Raw genomic sequence first — 20,740 nt, 5'->3', positions numbered from 1 at the left:
TCGCCCTCACCTACCGCGCCGGATTCCTGCTCGCCGGCATCGTCGAGTGGCTCAAGTTATTGGGAGACATGCCCTAGCAGCCCGGTGGACCTTCGGCGCGGCCAGCCGAGGTAGTGGAGGACTGTTAGATCCAGTCGATGTGGACGGAGTCGATGTGGTCGAAGTGGAATCCGAACTGGTCGCTGTACTTGTCGAAACCCTTGTTCTCGGGGTAGTCGAGGGTGGCGTGCCGCTCGAGCAGTGCCACGACGCGGGCGTGATCGTCGTTGGCCAGTGCGGCGGCCAGTTCGCGGGACTCTTCACTGGTGAACGGTGTGTCGGAGTTCGCGAAATCCAGGGTGCGGACCCGGTAGTCGTATCCCTCGTCGGCGCCGTTGCGCACCATGACACCGCCCTTGACCCGGATGACGGCCTTCTTCGGTGTTCCGTCCGGTCGCAACACGCCGGCGCGTTTCATGATGTCCTGCGCCTTCACGTTGCGGAGTTTCTTGCTCGCGTCGGCACGCAACTCGTTCGTTTCACCGGACCGGTACCGGGACACGGCGGAGCGGGACCGGCCGATCTTGGCGGCCACGGCATCGACACCGCCGAGGCGTTCGATCGCGGCACGGCGCTGGGCTCGCTCGAGGACGTCCGGGTGGGGGATCCGGCCTTGCTGCGCCCACCGGCGCAACGTGCGAGCCGATGGGGGTGTGCGGCCGGCATCGATCGCCGCCTGCCGCAGGCCCTCGTTGCCGAGTTCCTTGCGCAACTGCTTGACCGAGACCTTGCTGGTCAACCCGGCGAGTCCCCCACTCTTGACCTGCTTCGACTTCTCGACACCGCTGGTGGCGGCGTTGGCAACGGTAACCTTGAGTCCGTCGAGGCCGACCGCCTCCTGCGCGGGCTTCTTGGTGCGCGGCTTCGGGAGATGCAGGGCCATCAGTCCTCCCCTTCCTCTTCGTCGCCGGCGGCGTCCTCGTTGTCGGCGAAGGCGGCCTTGATCGCGAGGTTCACCTCGTGAACGTCCTGCGCCGAAGTGAAGGCGGACAGGAGGGTGTCGGTGAGGACCACGTCCTTCTCGACCGACATCTTCCCCAGCGCCTCGCTTGCGTCGGCGATGTCCTCACCGCCGGCGAGGAGGTACACCCAGGAGTCGGTGACGGTGCGGACCGGCCAGCGGCCGTGCTCGCGGGCAATCCGCATCGCGACACGGCGGCCGCGCCACCGGCAGTGCGCGATGATCGACGCCCGCCAGAGCGGTTGGTGGTGATGTTGCATCTGCTTCGCAGTCCACATGTCCGGGTTGACCATTCGCCCGATGTAGCCCTTGTAACAGGTGCCGAGGAACCGCTTCGTCGCGTCGTCTTCGGTATCGACCGCGGCCTTGCGGGCCTCGCGCAGGATTTTGGCCCACTTGTCCAGCGCCCGGCCCTGCTGTGGGTAGACCCAGGCCTCGGTGATGTCGAGGTCGCCCCGGTCGGCGCCGATTCCTCCGTCTGCCACTGGTGAGCACAGCCCGTCGAGGCTGACCGTGGTCACCCAGGTCTGTACCGGTTGGTCCGCGAGCATGTGGGGGTGCGGCAGAGGTAGCTTCTCGGGCAGCGAAAGTGTTTGCCCGGGCGGCAGGGTGATCCGCCACAGCCCGAACGGTGCACCCTTCTCCCCCACCGCCGCAGTGGCCGCCGCGTCCCCGGTCAGGTGTGTGGGCTGCCCGTAGCCGAATTCGAGCATGCCCGCGGAGGCGAGGTAGGCGGCGCGTTGGTCAATCGAGACCAACCGGTGGGCGTTGTCGAGGTCGTCAGACTCCGGGACGCGGGTCCAGCCGACAGCAGGTTCGAGATCTCCCCGCGGCGGGCCGTCCAGGGGTGGAACCGAGCCGGGTGCGGTGACGACGATGCCTTTGCCGCTGCGGGTGCGTTCACGCTTGATCTTGTCGACGAGGGCGGCGCCGGTCCGGGCGGGCGTCGGTCCCGGGAGCACCCCGAGGTGCTTGGCGCACCAGGCCAACCGGCGACCGAGTTCACGTGCCGCCGACAGGTCGTCGTCCGGGAGATACGTTCCGGCGGTGGGTGAGCCGAGGATGCCCATGTCGCCGACGCGGTTGTGCCAACCGAAGTCCTTGTTCCAGTAGGTCCACACGTACGGTTCGATCACCACATCGACCATGGAGGTGAAGTTCCCGATCGAGCGGGACAGGTGCACCACGTGCCCCGGTTCGCCACGGAGTTCCCACCCTGCATTCAGCAGTGGGGTGAGGGTGGCGTGGAGGACGGCGGTCAGTTCTTGGGCGGCGCGGTTGCGAAGGGCTTCCATGTCGTCGACGTCGTCTTCGCTGCCGGGGTCGATGATCCACCCGAGCAGTTCGCACGCGGCCTGTCCGACGACCCAGATCTGTGCGGGGGCGCCCAACGGTGTCAGCGCGGCCCAGCGGATCAGCTTGTCCAGCTTCTCGACCGAATCGACCGAACCGGTCAGTTCCCGCCCGGACGGCGTGTAGGTCCCGTCGGCGGTCACGATCAACGCATGGCCATCGGCTTCCTCTCCTGCGGGCAATGCCTCCCATACCGGTGCGGGTGGTGTTGCCGCCGGCTCGGTCGCCGATGCATTCAGCAGATTTGCGGCAGCGGCGGTTGTCGTCGGTTCCGCCGAAGCTGGTTCCGCTGGAGCTGTTTCCTCCGGTGCAATCTCGGTGGCATCGTCGCCAGGCTCCGGGGCGGGTGCGGGAGGTGCTGGTTCGTGCAGGTCGAACAGTGCAATCTGCTCCCACGGACGGGTCACGTTTACTGCTCCACGATCCGGCCCTCGATGTCCGCCGGCGGTACGTGGTGGCGGTCGAACAACTCCTGCAGGGCCACGTCAACCACGCTGGTAACCGAGAAGTTGCGGTTCTTCACCAGCCAGTTCAGCCGCGCCTCCGTCGAGGCCAGAACCCGAGTATTGAGTTGCACTTTGGTCGGACCCCTCCGCGGTTCCAGCTTCGCTAGCGCCCCCACGGTCGGTGCCATCACGTCGGAATCTCCTCCTGCGCTGAGAACTTCATCCTGCGATCGCACTGCACGTCCGTTCCCCACCCCCGTCGGACGCTGGCGAGCGCCCTTCCGCTTTCCGGCCTGCACCATGCCTCGCTCCTCTGCTGCACTCCGGGACGGCCACTGACCAACCCGCCTACGGCCGCGTATTTCCGGGACCTTCGGCATTCATGCTAGAGAAGGACTCGCCGAATCACACGCATCTTTACTCGCGTGTCTGCACGCATTTTGACACGCAGGTCGACACGCGGAATGAAACGCAGGTGGGCCCGCAGAGTGACACGCATCAATCAGCGCGGTCGATGCGGGTGATGGCCACAGGCGAATCGGGAAGTACCGGTCCCCGGCGCACCCGGTGCCGGGGACTGCCGGCCGAACGGGTCCTTGGGACCGTCCAGCCGTCAGTTCCCTTTAATCCGCGCCGTACAACTCGGCGGTGTAGTGGACCGCTCCCCTTCGCTGTGCTTCGTCCCAGTCGACGCCCATCGCATCGGCCAGATGGTGCAGATCGCCGAGGAAGTCCCCGAAGACCGTCATGGCCTCCTCCTGATCGGTATTGCAGATTCGGGCGTAGGTGATCAGCCCGTCCCCTGCCCGCAACGCGCGGACGCCGTTGTCGTGGACCTGAGAATCGTCGTCGTACTCGTAGGTGAAGTTCGGTCGGATCCTCCCCGCGAATGCGGCTGCCAGCTGGGCTGGTGAGTCGACGTCCGCCAGTCGTTCTGCGTGGTATGCGGTCATGATTTCATCGGACATTGCGTAAATCCCTTTCCTTTTGAGTTGCTACACAGCGGGAGTGCGGTGCAGCGCGGCCAACAGGGCGGTATTGGTGGCGTGCGCGGTCGAGGGTTCGGTGTTGGCGAGTACCTCGGCGCTCGCGTCATCGATGACGACGCTCATGTGGGCGCGGTGGCGGGAGAGCATCACGCAGGCGCGGCCCGGATCGAGGCTGAACGGTTCGGCGGTGCGGTATCCGGCCAGCGGATGCAGCACCACCACAGCGGCACGCTCGAGCCCTTGCAGTGAGTTCGCGGTGCCGACCAGCACGTCCGGGTGATCGGACAGGAGGGCGCGGATCGCCGCCGCCTGCGTCACGTGGGGAACCACCACCGCGATATCGGCGGCGCTCATCGGTCGCTGGTCCTCGGCGGTGACCAGGACGGCGTCGAGCAGCTCCCGCGCCCGCTGTGCGCACGCGGTCACCAGCGCCGGATCGGACGGGCCACCGCAGACCGTGACCGGGCGGTGCGCCAACTCGGGCACGACTCCGCCAGCGTCGGTCAGGTGCTCCGGTGGTCGTCGGGAGGTAAACGGCAGGTCGGGGTAGAACAACGGCCCGATCAGGGCGGTGGTGTCCGCTCCGAAGCGCCAGGTGTGGCGCAGCCGGACCACGCCCACAGCGTCGCCGTGTGCGGCTTGCAGCGCGATCGGTCCCGGCAGGTTCGGGGCGGTATCGCTGCCGTCCCATCGCGACACGTCGCCGGTCACCACCGGATCGATCTGACCGGGATCGCCCACACAGACCACCTGCCTTGCCATGGCGCCGAGTGCGCCCAGATCGGCGTAGGTGCATTGCCACGATTCGTCGACGATCAGCACGTCGGCGCCGACCCGGTCGGGGTCCGAGAACAGCCATCGGGCGGTCGTGCCGATCAGGATCGCGCCCACGTCGCCGGGCCACCGCACCTTCTGCCCCGACACCGCTGGCGTCTCGCCGCTGTCGGGTTTCGGCGGTTTCGTTTTCCACATCAGTGCAGCGCGATCGGTGAGGGTGCCGAGGCGCCGCGCAATCTCCACTGCCTGTTCGCGGGTCTGGGCCGCGATGCCGACACGCAGATCGCCGCGGTGCGCCAATGCCGCCGCGAGCAGGGCAACCAGTCGGGTCTTGCCCGCACCGGGTGGCGACGGGACGACGACGGCGGGATCACCGGACCACACCGAGAACAGCACACGTGCGGTGATCGGATCGGACATGATCTGCGATCCCGGCCACTGCGTGAGCGACGGCGCGCTCGGCCTGGGTGCCGGTGCGCTCGAGGGTGCCGGTTTGGGGATATCGGGTCGGGGGGCGAGGATGCGCATGACGGTGCAACCTTTCACGAAAGGTGATGTGAAGCAGGAGTTTTTGGGTTGTGGTGCAGGCTGCCGGGGCTAGTCCTCTGCGCCCGCGATCAGCACGTCGAGGGGAACCTCACGCCGCGCAGCGACCGGTGTTTGGCCGGTGGAGAGCCAGGAACGGCGGGCACGGTAGAGCCGCCAGTATCGGCCCCGACCCGCGCGCATCGTCTGCGGGGACGGCGGCCCAGGCATCAAGCACACCCTTGCTCCCGGTGCGGGGGCGTGTGCGCCGACCGAGCCGAGACCGAGGACTAATTTTCCCTCTACGACCTGTGCCGAGGTGACCTCGACAAAGAACCGCTCGAAGGGCTTGTCCGCTGGGGTGCCCATCCAGCCGGTGACCTCGGATCCGACGCGTAACCGTGAATCGAGCCGATCACAGGTCACCGACAGCGATGCGTTGCGCCGACGCGACCCTTTCGGCGGCGGGGTCACCGATGCCACCCCGACCGCCACGTGCCCGGTATGGACTGCGCGTTGCCGCCAGAGCGGATCATCGAGCAGGGCGGCAGATTTCAACTCGGCGGCATCGCATCGGGTGCGCAGTCCCATGGCGGCGCTGGCAGTGTTGTCCGGACGCGACCAGTCATGCCCGGCCGTCGCTGCCGACAGCGCGCGGTCCCACGAATAGCGGTCGTCCTCGTGAATCGGCTCCAGTAGTGGTAGCAGCGGCCCGCCGCTGATCTTCGCGGCCCACTCATGCAAGCCGCTGACGCCGTCATCGCAGATGCGCAGCCACTGCCGCCACGTGGTCGCCGATCGTTCGGCCTCCGGGGTGGTGCCGAGGACGTACCGCGCCGACGACGCGGCCACCAGATTCACCACCGCCGACGTGCCGGGATGGTCTGCCCGATCCGCCCACCACGCCACCATGGCCGCCGCTCCGGCCACCTGCGGGTCCGGGTGGTGTGCGTGCGCCCGCGCCAGGGTCACCAGCGCGGGCAGGGTGCCGGTGTCGTCGGTGAGCAACGGTGCCGGGTCGCATCGCCCCACGATGGTGCCGCCGTGTGCGGCCAGCAGTCCCAGGGCATCCACGTCGCGGGCGCGTTCCTCGCGGCCCTCGAACCCGGCCACTGACACGGTGACGCTGCCGCCACGTGCCACCGCGCGCACCGCCAGCGCCGCCGTGGACGCCGCGAACGTGGTGTGCGTGAGCCGAGGCGACCGGCGACCGGGTTTCGGCGGCATAGAGTCGCTGAGCGAGGTCGAACCATTCCACGCTCATGCAGCTCCCCGCTCCTCGTCGCTTCCCTGCACCGGATTCGCGGCACAGCGCCAACCGGCGCGCAGTGCCGTCGCCGCCGCATCGGTCGCCGCACCTGCCACTACCGCCGCGACCTGGTTCGCGGTGATCCCGGTACCGGCCAACACTCGGTCGGCGTAGCGGACCAGGTCGCCGTTTCCTGCCGCGCTCATGCACGCGCTCCCGCGCCGACCGGCACGTACACCGTCGATGCCCACGACGGTGTACGTGCCGCAGCCGTGTCGCTGCCGATCACCGCGCACACCAGATGCGACCGCGACGGGCGATCCGGCCACGGCGTATCCCCGTCCGTCAGGACGATCACCACATGCGGCTGCGGACGCGCAGCATTGGCGGCGTCGATACCCACCCGCATGTCGGTGCCGCCGCCGCCGATCAGTTTCACGTCCGCGATGGACCGAACCGGCTGCGCCGTTGTGCTCGACGCGTCACAGGCCAGAATCCGCACCCGATCCCGTGACACACCGCCAGCCCGCAGCACCCCGGCAACCTCACTCATCGCCGCATCCAGATCGTCTGCCGACATCGATCCCGAGGTGTCGACCACAATCGAGACCGTGATCGACGGGCCGCGCATCGCCGGAGCGACTATGCCCGGGATCCCGCGCCGCGACGGCCGCGAATACGTGTAGTTCGTCCGCCCCGCCTGATCCGCCAAGACGCGCCGGATCGCCGCACGCAGCAACCGATCCCACGCCACGGTCGGCGGTGCCAGTACCTCACCGGCCCACCGCACCAGCCCGGCCGGGGCGCTCCCCCTGCCCTTTCCCGAAGACTCACGAACGGCCTGCGCGACGTACCGCCGCACCAGGTCTGCCTCCGCGCCGTCGAGACCTTCGGTGACCTCATTCCCTGCCGCACCCAACTCGCCGGGCACGGCAGGGCACCCCGCACCGGACCCGCACCCCGGATCACCGTCGCCGTCTGCGGGTGCGTTCGGAGATGGAGAGGCAGACGGATCGACCAGGTTCGTGTAGTAGTCCTCCGCAATGCCTCCCGATGCGCAGCCGAACGACTCCGGGGTGATCACCCCTTCGGGCAGTCCGACACCGGCCGCGAGAAGGTCATCGTTGATTTCCGCATCGGCGGCGTAGTTCCACGCCAGGTGCTGGACCGGTTTCGGCAAGGACGCGGCGCGCGCGGCATGTGCCCGCAGCAGGTGCCCTACTTCGTGCAACAGGACCGCACCCGCCACCGGGACCGGCCAGGCGTTCGCACCGACCAGCAATGCCGGATCAAGATACAACCGCCACTGCGCATCCACCGCGAACGTGCCCAGCCCCGGCGCAGCCACAGGTTGCGCCGCGAACAACGCCCGCATGAAGTACGGCATCTGTTCGGCAGAGACCAACCGGGCCAACCGAAACGGGCGCAACTCGTCCGGGTCGAGTACCCGCACCGCGCTCACGCCGCCTCACCGACCAGACCCGCAGCCACCAACATCGGGGAGAACCGTTTCGCCGCAGCCGGAACCACAGCCTTGGCGGGCCGCGCCTTCGCCAACGTCCGCGCCGCAGCGCCCGCCACATCAGGTGCACCCGCTTCCGCAGCCGCGATCAGCGGCCCCCACGCGCTGCGCCACGCCTCGACAGTGCCCCGCCCCGCAGCCCACGCCGTCACACCCGACAGAACTGCCCACACCAGGTCCGGACGAGACTGCCAGTCGAACGCCGTTTCCGGATTCTCGATCACCGCCACCGGGTCGGGCAGATCGGCATTCCTGCGCCATTCCAGGAACTCGACACCGGTCCCCTCACCGATCAGCCCGAACACCACCGCATTGATCGCCGCGTTGTCGTCGTCACGCAGATGCGGCAACACCGCCGCCAACATCGCCCATGTGCGGCGCGACGGCCACGCTCCCCCGGTCTGCGCCGCCGACGACGGGAACGCGTCCAACGCTTCCGGGTTGCGCTGGACATATCCGGTGATCGAACTACGCACCAGCGCCACGCGCTGTTCGTCCGTCGCCACCGCACGCGAGGCGGGCGGCGTAGCCCACCCCGTCGCCATACCATCCAACCACTCGTCAACAGACGGAGTGAACTCCACATGGCAGAACCGATTCGCCAATGGCGCTTCCAGTTCGTACCCACCGGCAGCGCAATCGGGAGGATTCGCACCCGCAATCACCCGCGTTCCCTTCGGCAATTGCAGATCACCGACCTTCAGGTCCAACGCGACCGCGAGCATCGCCGCCTGCACCGCAGGCGGACTCGTCGTCAACTCGTCCAGAAACAGATAGCCGCCACCCTCGGCGTGAATGCGCTTCGCCCAGTCCGGAGCCTCCAACGTCACCCCGTGCTCACGCACCACCGGCAGGCCAGCGAAGTCGGCCGGTTCACGCAACGACCCGAGGACCGTCTCGCACAGCACCCCGTCCGACGCCGCCAACCCACGAACCAGACTCGACTTACCCATACCCGGACCCGAGATCAACAACGACGGAACACCAGCCCGCCCATTCGCATCCAACACCGTCACAGCAGTCGCCAAATCAGCCACAGAAAATCCTTCAGAGTCGAGCGAGTTGGTCAGTCTCGCTACCGAATTAGACTCCTCGATTATACGGTCTGACCTGCAGAAATAGGGGTTTTGCGCTCGTCCCGCGTCCCCGGCGCACCCTGTGCCGGGGACGCGGGACGAGCGCCCACCCTGCACCGCGCGGAAAGATCGTCTGCGGGCCCCGCGGAGGGATCAAACATCGCCGGCCGCGGCACAATCCTGTTTTCCGCCACGCCCCCGGACGAGCCGTTCGATCGAGACCTGATCTAAAGAGGAGAGGTTGTCGGAGGTGAGGTCTACGCTGCCGCTCATGAATCTGATTCAGCGCACCAGTCCTGAACCGCAGGCGTTCAGTAGTCATGGTTTCAAGATCCCGCGCCCCAGCGGTGAGCACAGCGCCCGCATCTGGCAGGCTGCCGAGACGTTCGGCAAGGACAGCAATGCTGTGTCCGAGGCGACGTTCCACGCGGTCGTCGCCCTCGAAGCCGAGGTGGTTGCCCTCCGCCGCGCCACAGGTACGTCTGAGTAACTTCACCGACCTGAACCGAAAGGCACTCACCCATGCTCCCCCGGATCCAGGAGTCTCCGACTCGCATTCTGTCCGCGACGCTCACCGTGTCCGATCTGCTCGACTTCCAGAGCACCGACGAAGCACCACTGCTAGTGGAGGTCGACACCACGGACGACGACGGCCGAACGTACCGTCAGAGTCATATCGTCGCCAAACTCTCGGAGAAGCACGACACCGTGAAGGGTCACCACGAGTTCACCATCTGCTTCGCAGACCCCACGCTTGCGGCGCACACGTACGGTCCCGAAGACACGGTGACCATCCACCGCATGTTCTTCGCGCCGTGACCGGGGGAGCAACCAAACCTTTGCTGCCGATCGCTCCTGGTCCTTGTGGGCAGGATCCGAGACTCATTGTCAATAAGCCTGGCTCGTCTCCCCACGCTGCATCTTTCTGGGGATTTCGCACGCTCGACGCGCGGACCTCATGAATATAGGGGTCGGTGTCATGAAATCTGACCCCACCCCACGGGCAGGCCGCCGGATCCTCGAATATCGCGCGGAGGCGTGCGCGATATGTACTCACACACAGGAGGCCGGCGCTGACAAAAGAGGAGGGAGACCACACAAGGTGGCGACCGCCACCAGTGCCGCGATTCCACGGACCTTGGTCCAGAAGGCCGACTGGCGGGCGATGTCGACCTCTTCGGCGCGCTCAGAGCGGCGCAGCTCCCCCGCGACCACGAGGTCTGCCTCAGCCATCTCCCGCGGCTATCGCGTCGTCCCTCTCGGCGTTGCCGCTCGAGGAGTGCCAACAGCCTGGGGTCGACTGGGGCGGTTCCGAGTTGACGGATCAGTTCGCGGAGCAGGCAACGGGGGGCAGGGTTGACATCATCATTTGTCCCCTGATTGCGGATCAATTTCGTCGAACTTGAGATTCCCCTCGCGTGCCGCCTTCGCGAACCGCAGAACGATCTTCGCGAACACGTCGTCGGGCGCCGGTCCGACGGTCTTGACCCACTGGTTGATCTCTTCGTCTGTCAATCGTCGCCCCCACCTCGATCAGCAAATCCCTGGGCTGAAATTCTCCGTATTGGCACACAACCCTGTAACGTGGGCGACAGCGCTCAACCTTTCCCAATGGATTGGCTAGGCGCTAGCTGCCCCCCAGCCGAGCTGGGGGGCCTTATCTTTTCCGTATGACAACGCCAGGCGCGCCGTTGCGAGTGACACTGTTGACCACCCTGTGCGTCGCCAAACCAACGTGACGCCACATGTCCGACGGGCAGACCTCAGCCACCTTCTTGCTCGGAGGCATGTACGTTCTCCAACCTGCGTACGCCACCATGTCCGCTGTCTGGATTAACTGCGAATTATGCGATGCCCGCGACACAGGATCGTCCAGGAACAGCGTCCCCTTTGACCTGATCTGGCCAGAACCGTAAGCGCTGCCCGCGGTCAAATGCCGTCGGGCCTTGCGAAATTCTCTTCGCACCGCATGGTCCTCACCCTCGTCATGAAGGATCATAAGCGTCGACTTCTCTTTGGTGCTTGTGCGCTCCAAGCGGTTCAACAACGTTTCCCACGCCATGTGGAAACACTCCTGACCAGAGAGTTTGGTTGCCTCCTTGTCGACAACCACGGTGAATGCGCGTGCGCCGATTTCATGGAGCATCTTCAGATGGCCGCGGTAGACGAGATGCCGAATGCCCGGAGGCAACGCGAGAGCCTTCAGCGGGCCTCCGCCGCGGATGAGGTAGTTCGCCTTCAGCTCCCAGCGCTGATTTATCCCGTACGTCTTGGACAAACGCCGCCGAAAGTCGAGCATCTTGTCGAATGCTTCCGGCCACTGCGAGTCGTCGATCAAGACGCAACCGAGCGCGTAACAGTTGGTACCGCCCTTGGCGATCAATCCAGTGTCACCGGTCTCATCGATGTAGGCCATCAGCACCAGGTGATTATGCCGATCGTGACCGACAGCGATCATCACTGGGTTGCGCAGATATCCGAAGAGTGAATGGGAGGCCACGGCGGTCACCGGCGGCATGACACCCTGTCCCACGAGACTTCAAGCTCTCCGACGTCGGAAGGACCCGCCACACACCATGCCCATTTGAACTCTCTGGCTCGGCGCCGTGCTGGTCGTCGCTGGTCAGGCACCCAGATCACACATCGGGCCTCGGCAGCCCGAGCCCTCTGGCTGCTCGCCGTGCTCGCCTTCGCGGCCGCTGCCGTCGGGGCGGTGACCGTGTCGAGTTCTCGCTGCCCCTGCTGCTCACCGTGTTTGTCCCGATCGCGGCGACCATCGCCCTGAGCGTGGTCACCAGTGATCCGAAGAAATCCGTGGCCTCGAGAAGGGACGCCGAATGATCACAGCGATCTGCGCTATGGTCCTCGGTGTACTGCTCGGGGGATCGGACCTGGTTGACCGGTGGCGCACAGTCCAGTCGAAGCGGGTGCGTATCGCCTAGATCGCCACTAGTCTCGACCGCTTCCAGTGGTTGGTGCTCGAGGACCTCGCTGAGGGACGCCACCAGTTCCTGTACCGAGATCGCAGACAGGGGAACAAGCAGGTCATCGCGCTCATCGCAGCCCAAGAGCGCGCCACCAAGGTCGGTATCCCCGACGAACTGGCGGTGTACCGCCTGGCCGACCAGATCATCCGAGAACGGGACAAACAAGCCCATGCCCGCTGATCGCGGCAGCGTCCACACCGACTCCGACCAAGCGCTGCCGCACCTGGCCACCGATGACGTCTGGGCAGATTCGCACATCATCACGGCGGCCCGCACCGGAACGAATATTGAGCTGCAGATCCACACGTCCATCGCACCGTTCGGCGCCGCGGCCGAGGCGTGGTTCCCCGCGGCTACCGGGTTCACTGTCACCGTCATCGTGCACACCGTCGATGCGCAGACGGGCGAGCCCCGGTATTTGCCGCCCGCCGAGCCCGCCGAGTGGGCGCGGACGATCTTCTCCACCGTTGACGCCCCGCACGGGTACTTTCTCGGCGCCGTCGACCCAGCGACCGGCGTCCACCGGGGAAGTCAGCTCGCATATCGTCTCTACCTCGACAGCACTCGACGCACAATTCCCGTGCCCCGTCAAGTGGTCACCTGCCCGCACTACCTGCTCGCTGCCCTCGACGGCCGAGCCGAGGTCACCATCGATACCACCGCTTGACCAGCCGAGCGCCGCCCGCACGTACGTCCCTCCTGGTGGACACCATTTCGACCATGAGGAGATGGGGGCGGTCGGATGGTGAGTCGACTATCACTCACAGCTAGAGAGGTTTTCAGAAATGCCGCGCTTCTACACCGTCGACCGGAGAGGGACCCTTCACGAGGGACTGTCGCTCGGGCTCACCCGCTTCGACGACGTCGAACCGACAGCGCTGCAACAGCACCTCGACGTGCTGTTTCCCGATGGCGTTGCCGCGCACGGTGAGATTAACTTCGTCAACGCGGCCGCTCAGTTTCAAGTCACAGATCATCTGATCGAGCTGATATGGGAGAACGTGCGTCGGGCACACTTTCCGACCGCACCGTCTCGTTTTCAATCTGCCTTCGCAGTGGACACACTCGACGAGGCCCGCGCCTTCCGCACTGCCTTCGATCCGACTGAAGCAGCGAAGATCTGGCAGGTGGAGACCGATCACGACGGATTCCGGGCCAACATGGAGCTGCTCCGCGCCCCTGGCACCGCTCTGATGACGTCGTATCACTCCTATTGCTACTGGTCCCAGCAAAGCCCGGACCACGAGGTGCCCGTGACATGGGAGGTACTCCTGAGTCCACCTATCCGGGTTCTCGGCCCCGCCGAATAGGTTGTAATTGGGCGGTTCAACGAGAAGCGGAGCGGACTACCCGGTAAAGAGGTGCGCGGTCAGTCGCGACGCGAGTTCTTCCCGTGTGTCCTCGTCGCCGGGGTGCGAGTAGACAGGGCTGATCGGGCGACCGGCGTCGATCATGTCCTCGCGCGCTATCTTGACCGCCTCCGCACACTCGCGGAGGGCTTCGGCGAACTCAGCCACGAACGAGGCGTCTGTGGAGGGCGCCGCGTCCACGATGGCGTCGGAGAGGGCTTCGAGGTAGCGGACGGACTGTTCGAGGAGATCACGCATGCGATGACCGTAGCGCGGACGGAAGGGCCGTGTCACCGATGAATTAGGTTGTGCAGTAACAGCGGCGCCGCCAGCGGCACCGCTGAATCATAGCGAACTGATTCCGCATCGGGCGTGTCACGGCGTGTCGCTCGGGCCAAGGCGAGGAGTGATTGGGCGGTCGCCATCGCGGCGAACCTCCTACAACCGGCCCCGCTCGGGTCCACGGCCATGCTGGATACACCAACCCTGCCCACATTCGATTGAGCACCGACACCACCAACCGTGACGGGCAAGGACCCGAGCGACGCTGGTCAAGACCACCGAGCGTCACACGCTTCGGTGTGTCCGCCGACTACACATCGGCACGTCCGGCTCGGCTCCGCTCCCCAGAACAGGGCGACCACCAACCCCAGAACACCTACACCGCAGGCCAATGCCACGCCGAGGATGAACGCGTCACTCATCGCTTCCCCCCCATTCGCCGGTTCTCCATTACAACAGGTCCCATCAGCCTCCGGCTCCGGCTGCGTCGGCGACATCCACAAGTCCCGCTCGTCATGCGCGCGCGAGCAGCAGCGGGATGCTCAGGCTCCGCCCGCGCCCACCGCGTCTTCTGCTTCGGCAAACTCGCTGTGCCATAACAGGTCTCCTGCCAAACGTGGCGGATGAATGCCCACCCGCCGCGCAAGTCGGCGAAACTGTTGCGCCCATAGTGACAGCAGGTCGGCCGGGGCACGACCCGATCCCAAAGGTACCGGGCGAGTTGGATCGCTTTGGTGCCTCGCCGCCCTTCGGCCTGGCTGGTGTGTTCGAAGTCCATGGCCATGGCGGTCACCGGCGACGCTTCGGGTATCGCTTGCGGCGCTCGGCCGCGGTCAGCCCACCCCAGATCCCGAACCGCTCATCGTGGGCGAGTGCCTCGGCGAGGCAGGCCTCGCGAACCTCGCAGCCCGCGCACACCCGTTTCGCGGGGCGGCCGTTCTCCCCCGTTTCGGGGAAGAACGCTTCCGGATCGGTCACTCGGCAGAGCGCGAAGTCGCGCCACTCCGGAGCGTCCAACTCGATCCTGGGCCGTATGTCGGTATCGGTCATCTCGCTCATCTCCCTTTTCCCGCAGATGGTGTCTCGGTGAGGCGGACGGTAACGCCTGACCTGGACAGCTCCACACGAACTCGCACCTCCGGGACGCCCACCAGGTTCCAGCGACCAATCCGGGGCCAGTCCGATTGGGTTGTCTGTCATATCCGTGGTGACCTCTCCGGCGAAGTGCGAGTTGTTTTCACTGGGAGGAAGATCCGCGGCGTACGTGGTGAGTGACATCGCGTAATGGAACGTGCTCGACGAACCATCAACTACTCATCAGGGCAGGTGGAAACGCCGCTCCGACCTAGTTCTCGGCCGGTCACAGTCCACACCAACCCATTCCGCGACACCCGTGACCAGGACACCGGTCCCACACCGCTACTCTCGATGACGTCGTCCGCGCCACAACCGGCACGCATATGGAGGCTGACCACGACCCTGTTCACAGGGCGCCCGTCAGCCAGGGGAGAAAAGGGAAATGAACGATGATCATTCGCAGAACCACGATTGCTGCCGTGACTACCTGCACCGCACTGGGACTGACCCTGTCCGGGTGCGGCAATGGCGACGAACAGGCCACTCCCACTAGTCAGACCGCTACCTCGGCAGCGATGACCACCACTGGATCTACGACCACGACCGCAGCAACCAACCGGACCACGATCTCGTCGGATAACTCGGACACCATCGGCGGAACCGCTCAGACTATTACCGCCGCCGACGTCACCGCCCGCATCGAGGTGAAAGAGCCCCAGCTGATCGAAAAGACCTCCATGGGGGAGCCGCGGATACTGTTGTTCCCGATCGTGCTCGACGTCGACTCCGGAACCCTGAACGCGACATCGACCAACTGGAAGGTCCGCACACTCAGCGGACAGACCATCACCGGCGATAATTCCTGGGGCAACATCCCCACCGCGATGGGGAACAACGCCCTCGACGGTCACGCCGAAGGCCTCGTCCTGTTCCCCGGAATCGGGGACAAGCTGACCGACGACGTGTCGATCGCCGAGGTCGCGCTCTATCCTCCGAACGGATCGAATACCCCACTTGCTCGCTGGACGCTGCCCGAACCGGTCGCTGTGCCCGACCTCCCGCGTTCCGAATAGTCGGCGAACCGCACCACGCGGCGGCTCATCGAGGTAGGTGGAGTTGCCGCATTCGGGTCGGGTGCATGTACGGCGGCCGCAGGCCAGCCAACCCGAAGCCGGCCGATTCCGGTTCGGGTCGATCGGGCAGACAGGCCGGTGGTGTGGTGCGCCCGAGAGTGCCGTCGCTATGTAGGTGCGCCGCCGCCCACCGGTCGGCGGCGGGGCAGTGTTCGAACTCCCACCTCAGGACCCGGCCCTCACCATGGGCCCGTTTCTTGCCGATGACATCCAGGCCACCCAGGATCCTGGCGACGGCGTCGAGATCTCCGACTCCGCGCCAGGTGACCGTGCGAGTGCTGGTGATCATCAGGGGCATGTAGCGGGCCCGGTAGCGGCCCTGTCGATCCGAGATCACCGCCGGCAGCGTGTGACTGAGTTGCTCGAGCCCGCGGTGATCGGCCCGCGACGCCCAGTGCCGCACCACGGGATCACCGGCCGGGTCCTCGGGGAACGAGCACGTCGCACACCAATGCCAGTCCTCGCCTGCGAGCTCGCACCGAGCCAGTGGCAGCGCGAGGTCGGGCGGGGCGCACTCGGGTGTCAGCGCCGGCACATACTCGCCTCGGTCGAGTGCCGCGGCCTTGTGATCGGCCCACAGTTCGGCGGCGAGGATCCCGTCGAGACTGATTCCCCACGGCGTCGCGTGCGCCAGTCCCGACGACAGGTGCGCCCGGACAACGAACGGTGCCATCTCCTCGGTGCCCGTCATGTCAGCCAGCACAACGCTTCGATGACCTCATCACGCAGTGGTGCGAGCTCGACGCGCCAGTCCACTGTCTGTGGGTCCGGGCCGGCCAACACCACCCGATCCGATTCGGCACGGACGCGTCCGTGACCTATCGCGCTGCGCCCTCCGAGGAATCCGTCACGCGCGAATCTGCCCCACACATCGGTGAAGAACGAGATTTCGAGAGGGGTGGCCCGGTCCAGCCGTAAGAACGTTTCGAAACGGGTTCCCGCAGGAAGTGTTTCGACCTCGAATCGCATCAGCATCGACGAGCCGACATCCTTGCCGGCTCCGCCCCCCGCGGAGGATTCGGGGAACGTCCGGGTGTCGGTGTCGTCGAATCGGCTGTAGCTCTCCAGGGAGACCAACTCGAACTGACTCATCAACCGGCCGTCATATGCCCGGGTCATGATCGTCTCGGTCTCACGCACCCGCGGGACCACCTTGCCCACCCTCAGGCAACCGTCGATCGGTGGCTGACCTCCGCCGTTGCCGCCGAACACCCCGATCGGGGGAACCAGCTCCCGCAGTCGATGCCGCCGACGACCGGTCAGACCGTCGCCGGTGACCTTCGTCAGAGAGCCTCCGTTGCGTAGCGCGTGCGCCGCCGAGAGCGGGATCTGCCCTTCGTAGCCGATGACATCGCGGAACAGCTCCTCAGCGATCCTGCGCAACCCGCCGCGTAGAGAGTTTCCGGACACGATCGGCACCAGCACCGGCCTTCCGTCCGGCTGGATCACCGGCTCGCGCCGGAACAGTGTCGTCGTCGTTCCGGAGTCCTCCCCCTTCTGGGAGATCGAGGACAGCGCGGTCAGCTCGACATCCCAGCGCACCGTCGACCTCATCATTTCTTCGTTCCCGAAGTCCGAGCGGCGGCCACCGCTTCGGCGACGATCCGCGTGCGCAACACGTACGAGGTGGGACGCTCACGCAGCAACGTCAGCACCGGCTCGGACTCCTCACGCAGCAACGTCGCCAGCTCCAGCCGCTGGTCGGTGTTCGTCGGTTCCGATTCGAGGGACCGGGAGACCACCGACCACCACCGGTCGAGATCGCCGCCACCGATATAGGTGGCGACCCGAACACGGTTCGGCAGGTGCTGGGTCCAGTACGTTTCCCGCCGCCGGCCGATCCATCCCGAATCCCAGTCGATCCCGTAGTGCAGCAACAGCAGCAGGCGTTCAGCCGTTGCCGCCGGACCCTCGAGCGGCGGCAGCCCCGCCGGTGCGGCAGCGAGCCATCGATCGGTCGGGCTGGTCATTTCGTTCCTTTCGCACTCGCCGACACGGTGGCTCGCAGCGCAAGCTCCCACCACTGCCCGACCTGGCGGTACGGGGCGAGACGATCCCAGTCCGCGAAGACCGCCGGCCACCGCCCGGGGGCGATCGTGGCGAGCACCGGATACGGGGCCGCAGGCTCGGCGAGCATCCGGGCCCCGAACCCCAGCGCCCGCAGTCGACGCATCGCTGTCACCGCCGCGACATCACGCGACGTCCAGGGCAGGCACGTGTCCTCGACAGCAATCCCGCCCCACCGCGCGTGCGGCAGGATGTGCTTTCGGCCGGGCCGCAAGGGCACCACCACGGCGGTATCCGGATCAAGTGGCCGCGACAAGATCCGTTCGAGATCCGCCGCGGTCACTGCCCTCATCGCTGGTCGTGTGGTGACCACATGCATGCTTCTGCGCAGATCCGGGTGCCGGTAGGCCCAGGCGCAGGACGTGCACAGCCCACCTTCCACGGGCGCTTTCCAGCAGTCGTAACCCGTGAACGTTCGGGACACCACCTTGGTCACCGCCTCCACCCGAACCGGGGACGCCGCGCATCTCGCACACCGGCCCACCCTCGCCACCTCGACTACCTCGCGCGTCTTCGTCGACGCGAATGCCGCGGCGACGACGTCCTTCCGGCCGGCCACTTCGCACAGTTTCCCCACACCACACTCCTCACATGCCCAGGCGACTTCAAACGCCCCTACGACTGGAGGAAGATCTACCGGGCGGACACTGTGTGACAGAAGCTGCGAGATCTCGATACCGACCGGACACCGTGAAGGAGGACGTGTGGCGGGCAAGCCCGAACCCGACGGCCTGGACCTGAACACCCTCCGGGCACTGCGCCGGCCCCGCCGCGACCTCGCAAAACTCACCGGCCGCATCGCCGGGCACCTCGACGACCACGACGGATACCTCGCCTTCTCCGGCGGCAAGGACTCACTCGTCGCACTCCACCTCACCCTGCAGGTCGAACCGAACATCCCCGTCGTGTTCTTCGACTCCGGCCTCGAGTACCCCGAGACCTACACCTACATCACCGCACTCGCCGACACCTGGAACCTGAACCTCGCACCCCACCGAGCCGACCCACCACTGCTGACCGTCCTCGCACAATCCGGCGAATGGGACCACCACCAGCCCACCCGAGCCACGAGCCAGAAACTGCGCGACATCCTCATCGGTGCCCCCTCCCGCGCGGCGCACGCAGCCCACGGGCCAGGAGAAATCTGGGGCGTACGCGCCGACGAATCCCCGAAAGGGACCGGCCGCTGGTCGCTGTACTACAACGCACTCAGCAGCCACGTCACACGCATGTGCGACGGCTGCTGCACCAACACCACCGAGCAACGCCGACACCACGGCGGCCTCATCGACCGAGCCGACGGAACCCGTGTCTTCGGGCCCGTATGGGACTGGAACACCGACGAGATCTGGACCTACATCGCCCACCACCAGCTACCGGTGAACCCCGTCTACGGCACACTCCGCCGACTCGGCACCCCCGAAAAACACCTACGGGTCTCCCACATGCTCGACGGCGCCTTCCTCGAACACGGCCGTATCACCCGCCTACGACGTGGGTGGCCGACACTCTTCGAAGAACTCGCCCACGTCCTCCCCCGGATCCGCGAATTCGTCTGATAGCGAGGGGGTATCACGGGACCGCGACAAGAGCGAGAGAGAGAAGTTAGCGCGGTGTCGCGTCGCTTGTGGACCTCCGCCGACCCAGCCACAACCGGTGTCGCGACTGTGGTTTCCGCCCCGACGCTGCGGAGAATCTCGTGATCCCACAACGGACGACTCATGTGTCGTCCCATTCGAGTCCGAGCAGACGCATCGCCTGGACAAGGTCACCGTCGTCGGGTGCCACCGGCACCTGATCCAGTGCGGTGACGTGGGGGCTGACCACCGGGTCACCCGGTCGCTCGTAGACTGCCCACAACCGCAGCCCGTCACCGTGTCGCGAGTCGAACTCGACTCCGGTGATCGGACATCCGTCCGGACCACCAAGGGTGTTGATCCACTTGGAGATTGCCTGCGTCAACGCCCGCGGGCGGCCGTCCCGAATCGCGGCGCCGTCGAGATCATCGAGTCCGTGCCGGATCGCGGCCGACCGAAACCCGACACGCAGCGTGGCCAGCGTCTCCGGGTGCCCGGGGACCGCGAACCACCCCGTCAGCGCGCCGTGGGCGGTCATGCGAGGCTCGCACCACGACCGTGGCACCCGGCCGGGTTCGACCGTGGGGAATGCGGCGGCATCCTCGTCGTCGACGACGATCTCGTCCAGATCTGCGATCACCTGCGCGCTCGGCCGGGCGTAGGCGAGGACCTCCAGGTAGCAGGCCAATCGGCTGGCACCCACATAGAGGGTGCGCCACACCCCGTCCGGGTCGTCCCACCGGCCGGTGAACCGGCCGTCGGTGGCGTACACCCACGGTGTCCATTCCCACGGCGACGGCGCGAACCCGACCCGATAGACCTCGCATCCGTATCGGTGGGCGCACCACATCGACCCTTGCGCCGTGGCGACGAGGGCATGGTCGAGCTGGGTCATCCGACGGCGGCGAACTGCCGGGCCGCGGCGAGGACCTGCGGGCCGACATCGGCGAGTTCCCCCTCGCGCAGCAACAAGGCGGGGGCGCGGTCGTCGAGGATCGGATTCAAACCCTGAAACCAGGCCTGCGCCACCGCCGGGGTGTCGCGGGCGGTGATCAGCCGTGCCGCCCGGTACGCGATCCGCAGCCGTTCCACATCCGAGTCGCTACCGATCGTCCGTGTGCCCTCCGCCCACTGGCGCACTGCCCGGGTCTCCTTGACCCGACCCAGATAGGCGACCAGCTTCGCGCCCAGCAGCTCCCGCAACGCGGTGACCAGCTCGGGCTGGGACATACGGGCGGCCTGGTTGTACGCCTCCAGATCCGGCCGGGGATGTGCTGCGGTCATCACGAACCACCTCCAGATCCCAGGGTAAATCACAATCACGATCGCAG

Annotated in this window: 26 protein-coding genes; 7 read left to right on the top strand and 19 right to left on the bottom strand. The window is 66.4% G+C overall.

Features of this window, described 5'->3' with window-relative positions:
• Nucleotides 1-124 precede the first annotated feature (124 nt).
• The 9 genes from MLGJGCBP_RS48230 to MLGJGCBP_RS48190 form a co-directional block, all read right to left on the bottom strand.
• Nucleotides 125-922, bottom strand: coding sequence for a hypothetical protein (locus MLGJGCBP_RS48230; RefSeq protein WP_007299925.1), 798 nt, complete (start codon nt 920-922; stop codon nt 125-127).
• Nucleotides 922-2,760, bottom strand: coding sequence for a hypothetical protein (locus MLGJGCBP_RS48225; RefSeq protein ID WP_160100505.1), 1,839 nt, complete (start codon nt 2,758-2,760; stop codon nt 922-924). Before MLGJGCBP_RS48225 ends, MLGJGCBP_RS48230 begins: the two co-directional genes overlap by 1 nt.
• Nucleotides 2,761-2,762: 2 nt before the next feature.
• The gene (locus tag MLGJGCBP_RS54585; protein WP_373418959.1) at nt 2,763-3,179 is read right to left on the bottom strand and encodes a hypothetical protein; all 417 of its coding nucleotides are present in this window, start codon (nt 3,177-3,179) and stop codon (nt 2,763-2,765) included.
• Between the two features lie 243 nt (nt 3,180-3,422).
• Nucleotides 3,423-3,767, bottom strand: a complete 345-nt coding sequence (locus MLGJGCBP_RS48215; RefSeq protein ID WP_007299928.1) for a hypothetical protein — start codon at nt 3,765-3,767, stop codon at nt 3,423-3,425.
• 27 nt (nt 3,768-3,794) lie between these two features.
• A complete protein-coding gene (locus MLGJGCBP_RS48210; protein WP_007299929.1) occupies nt 3,795-5,093 on the bottom strand; it encodes an AAA family ATPase in 1,299 nt (432 codons plus the stop codon).
• A gap of 69 nt (nt 5,094-5,162) precedes the next feature.
• Nucleotides 5,163-6,317, bottom strand: a complete 1,155-nt coding sequence (locus tag MLGJGCBP_RS48205) for a hypothetical protein (protein WP_236581470.1) — start codon at nt 6,315-6,317, stop codon at nt 5,163-5,165.
• Nucleotides 6,318-6,350: 33 nt separating this feature from the next.
• Entirely contained in the window at nt 6,351-6,545 is a 195-nt protein-coding gene (locus MLGJGCBP_RS48200) for a hypothetical protein (RefSeq protein ID WP_007299931.1), read from the bottom strand.
• The gene (locus tag MLGJGCBP_RS48195; RefSeq protein ID WP_012686792.1) at nt 6,542-7,801 is read right to left on the bottom strand and encodes a vWA domain-containing protein; all 1,260 of its coding nucleotides are present in this window, start codon (nt 7,799-7,801) and stop codon (nt 6,542-6,544) included. The genes MLGJGCBP_RS48200 and MLGJGCBP_RS48195 overlap by 4 nt, the downstream gene beginning before the upstream one ends.
• Entirely contained in the window at nt 7,798-8,898 is a 1,101-nt protein-coding gene (locus MLGJGCBP_RS48190) for an ATP-binding protein (protein ID WP_012686791.1), read from the bottom strand. Before MLGJGCBP_RS48190 ends, MLGJGCBP_RS48195 begins: the two co-directional genes overlap by 4 nt.
• Nucleotides 8,899-9,208: 310 nt before the next feature.
• Here MLGJGCBP_RS48190 and MLGJGCBP_RS48185 point away from each other — a divergent pair, with 310 nt between their 5' ends.
• The gene (locus MLGJGCBP_RS48185; protein WP_007299934.1) at nt 9,209-9,427 is read left to right on the top strand and encodes a hypothetical protein; all 219 of its coding nucleotides are present in this window, start codon (nt 9,209-9,211) and stop codon (nt 9,425-9,427) included.
• Nucleotides 9,428-9,459: 32 nt separating this feature from the next.
• On the top strand, nt 9,460-9,756 hold the full coding sequence (locus MLGJGCBP_RS48180) for a hypothetical protein (protein ID WP_007299935.1): 297 nt from the start codon (nt 9,460-9,462) through the stop codon (nt 9,754-9,756).
• Between the two features lie 546 nt (nt 9,757-10,302).
• On the opposite strand, the gene MLGJGCBP_RS51145 is transcribed toward MLGJGCBP_RS48180, so the two are convergent.
• The gene (locus MLGJGCBP_RS51145; protein WP_007299937.1) at nt 10,303-10,452 is read right to left on the bottom strand and encodes a hypothetical protein; all 150 of its coding nucleotides are present in this window, start codon (nt 10,450-10,452) and stop codon (nt 10,303-10,305) included.
• A 142-nt stretch (nt 10,453-10,594) separates the two neighbouring features.
• A complete protein-coding gene (locus MLGJGCBP_RS48175) occupies nt 10,595-11,455 on the bottom strand; it encodes a DUF3800 domain-containing protein (protein WP_148222645.1) in 861 nt (286 codons plus the stop codon).
• Between the two features lie 457 nt (nt 11,456-11,912).
• Here MLGJGCBP_RS48175 and MLGJGCBP_RS52830 point away from each other — a divergent pair, with 457 nt between their 5' ends.
• From MLGJGCBP_RS52830 to MLGJGCBP_RS48160, 3 genes are all read left to right on the top strand, one after another.
• The gene (locus tag MLGJGCBP_RS52830; protein ID WP_231869096.1) at nt 11,913-12,104 is read left to right on the top strand and encodes a hypothetical protein; all 192 of its coding nucleotides are present in this window, start codon (nt 11,913-11,915) and stop codon (nt 12,102-12,104) included.
• Nucleotides 12,094-12,591, top strand: coding sequence for a hypothetical protein (locus MLGJGCBP_RS48165; RefSeq protein ID WP_007299939.1), 498 nt, complete (start codon nt 12,094-12,096; stop codon nt 12,589-12,591). Before MLGJGCBP_RS52830 ends, MLGJGCBP_RS48165 begins: the two co-directional genes overlap by 11 nt.
• 118 nt (nt 12,592-12,709) lie before the next feature.
• Nucleotides 12,710-13,234 carry a DUF2441 domain-containing protein gene (locus MLGJGCBP_RS48160; RefSeq protein WP_007299940.1) on the top strand — a complete coding sequence of 175 codons (525 nt, stop codon included), beginning with the start codon at nt 12,710-12,712 and terminating at the stop codon, nt 13,232-13,234.
• A 36-nt stretch (nt 13,235-13,270) separates the two neighbouring features.
• On the opposite strand, the gene MLGJGCBP_RS48155 is transcribed toward MLGJGCBP_RS48160, so the two are convergent.
• Both MLGJGCBP_RS48155 and MLGJGCBP_RS48150 read right to left on the bottom strand, forming a co-directional pair.
• Nucleotides 13,271-13,531 carry a hypothetical protein gene (locus tag MLGJGCBP_RS48155; protein ID WP_007299941.1) on the bottom strand — a complete coding sequence of 87 codons (261 nt, stop codon included), beginning with the start codon at nt 13,529-13,531 and terminating at the stop codon, nt 13,271-13,273.
• 813 nt (nt 13,532-14,344) lie between these two features.
• Nucleotides 14,345-14,605 carry a WhiB family transcriptional regulator gene (locus MLGJGCBP_RS48150; protein WP_269454487.1) on the bottom strand — a complete coding sequence of 87 codons (261 nt, stop codon included), beginning with the start codon at nt 14,603-14,605 and terminating at the stop codon, nt 14,345-14,347.
• 476 nt (nt 14,606-15,081) lie between these two features.
• Between MLGJGCBP_RS48150 and MLGJGCBP_RS48145 the strand changes: the two genes are divergently transcribed.
• Nucleotides 15,082-15,705, top strand: coding sequence for a hypothetical protein (locus MLGJGCBP_RS48145; RefSeq protein WP_043827263.1), 624 nt, complete (start codon nt 15,082-15,084; stop codon nt 15,703-15,705).
• 25 nt (nt 15,706-15,730) lie between these two features.
• On the opposite strand, the gene MLGJGCBP_RS48140 is transcribed toward MLGJGCBP_RS48145, so the two are convergent.
• Genes MLGJGCBP_RS48140 through MLGJGCBP_RS48125 form a run of 4 tightly spaced genes read right to left on the bottom strand, consistent with a single transcriptional unit; the run spans nt 15,731 to nt 18,409 of the window.
• Complete coding sequence (locus tag MLGJGCBP_RS48140) at nt 15,731-16,456, bottom strand: hypothetical protein (protein WP_007299944.1); 726 nt, start codon at nt 16,454-16,456, stop codon at nt 15,731-15,733.
• On the bottom strand, nt 16,453-17,322 hold the full coding sequence (locus MLGJGCBP_RS48135) for an RAMP superfamily CRISPR-associated protein (RefSeq protein WP_012686783.1): 870 nt from the start codon (nt 17,320-17,322) through the stop codon (nt 16,453-16,455). The genes MLGJGCBP_RS48140 and MLGJGCBP_RS48135 overlap by 4 nt, the downstream gene beginning before the upstream one ends.
• Nucleotides 17,319-17,735, bottom strand: coding sequence for a hypothetical protein (locus MLGJGCBP_RS48130; protein WP_007299946.1), 417 nt, complete (start codon nt 17,733-17,735; stop codon nt 17,319-17,321). The genes MLGJGCBP_RS48135 and MLGJGCBP_RS48130 overlap by 4 nt, the downstream gene beginning before the upstream one ends.
• Nucleotides 17,732-18,409, bottom strand: a complete 678-nt coding sequence (locus MLGJGCBP_RS48125; protein ID WP_007299947.1) for a hypothetical protein — start codon at nt 18,407-18,409, stop codon at nt 17,732-17,734. Before MLGJGCBP_RS48125 ends, MLGJGCBP_RS48130 begins: the two co-directional genes overlap by 4 nt.
• Nucleotides 18,410-18,536: 127 nt before the next feature.
• Here MLGJGCBP_RS48125 and MLGJGCBP_RS48120 point away from each other — a divergent pair, with 127 nt between their 5' ends.
• Nucleotides 18,537-19,391 carry a phosphoadenosine phosphosulfate reductase domain-containing protein gene (locus tag MLGJGCBP_RS48120; protein WP_007299948.1) on the top strand — a complete coding sequence of 285 codons (855 nt, stop codon included), beginning with the start codon at nt 18,537-18,539 and terminating at the stop codon, nt 19,389-19,391.
• Nucleotides 19,392-19,551: 160 nt separating this feature from the next.
• Here the strand turns inward: MLGJGCBP_RS48120 and MLGJGCBP_RS48115 are convergent, their stop codons facing one another.
• On the bottom strand, nt 19,552-20,304 hold the full coding sequence (locus MLGJGCBP_RS48115) for an RES domain-containing protein (protein WP_007299949.1): 753 nt from the start codon (nt 20,302-20,304) through the stop codon (nt 19,552-19,554).
• Nucleotides 20,301-20,693: a hypothetical protein gene (locus MLGJGCBP_RS48110; RefSeq protein ID WP_007299950.1), complete on the bottom strand. Its 393-nt coding sequence runs from the start codon at nt 20,691-20,693 to the stop codon at nt 20,301-20,303. The genes MLGJGCBP_RS48115 and MLGJGCBP_RS48110 overlap by 4 nt, the downstream gene beginning before the upstream one ends.
• Nucleotides 20,694-20,740: the final 47 nt, after the last annotated feature.

Origin of the sequence: Rhodococcus sp. T7 (genome assembly GCF_009872365.1) — a bacterium.
GTDB lineage: Bacteria > Actinomycetota > Actinomycetes > Mycobacteriales > Mycobacteriaceae > Rhodococcus_F.
The sequence above is the reverse complement of the archived record's forward strand: the minus strand, read 5'-3'. Positions and strand labels throughout refer to the sequence as shown.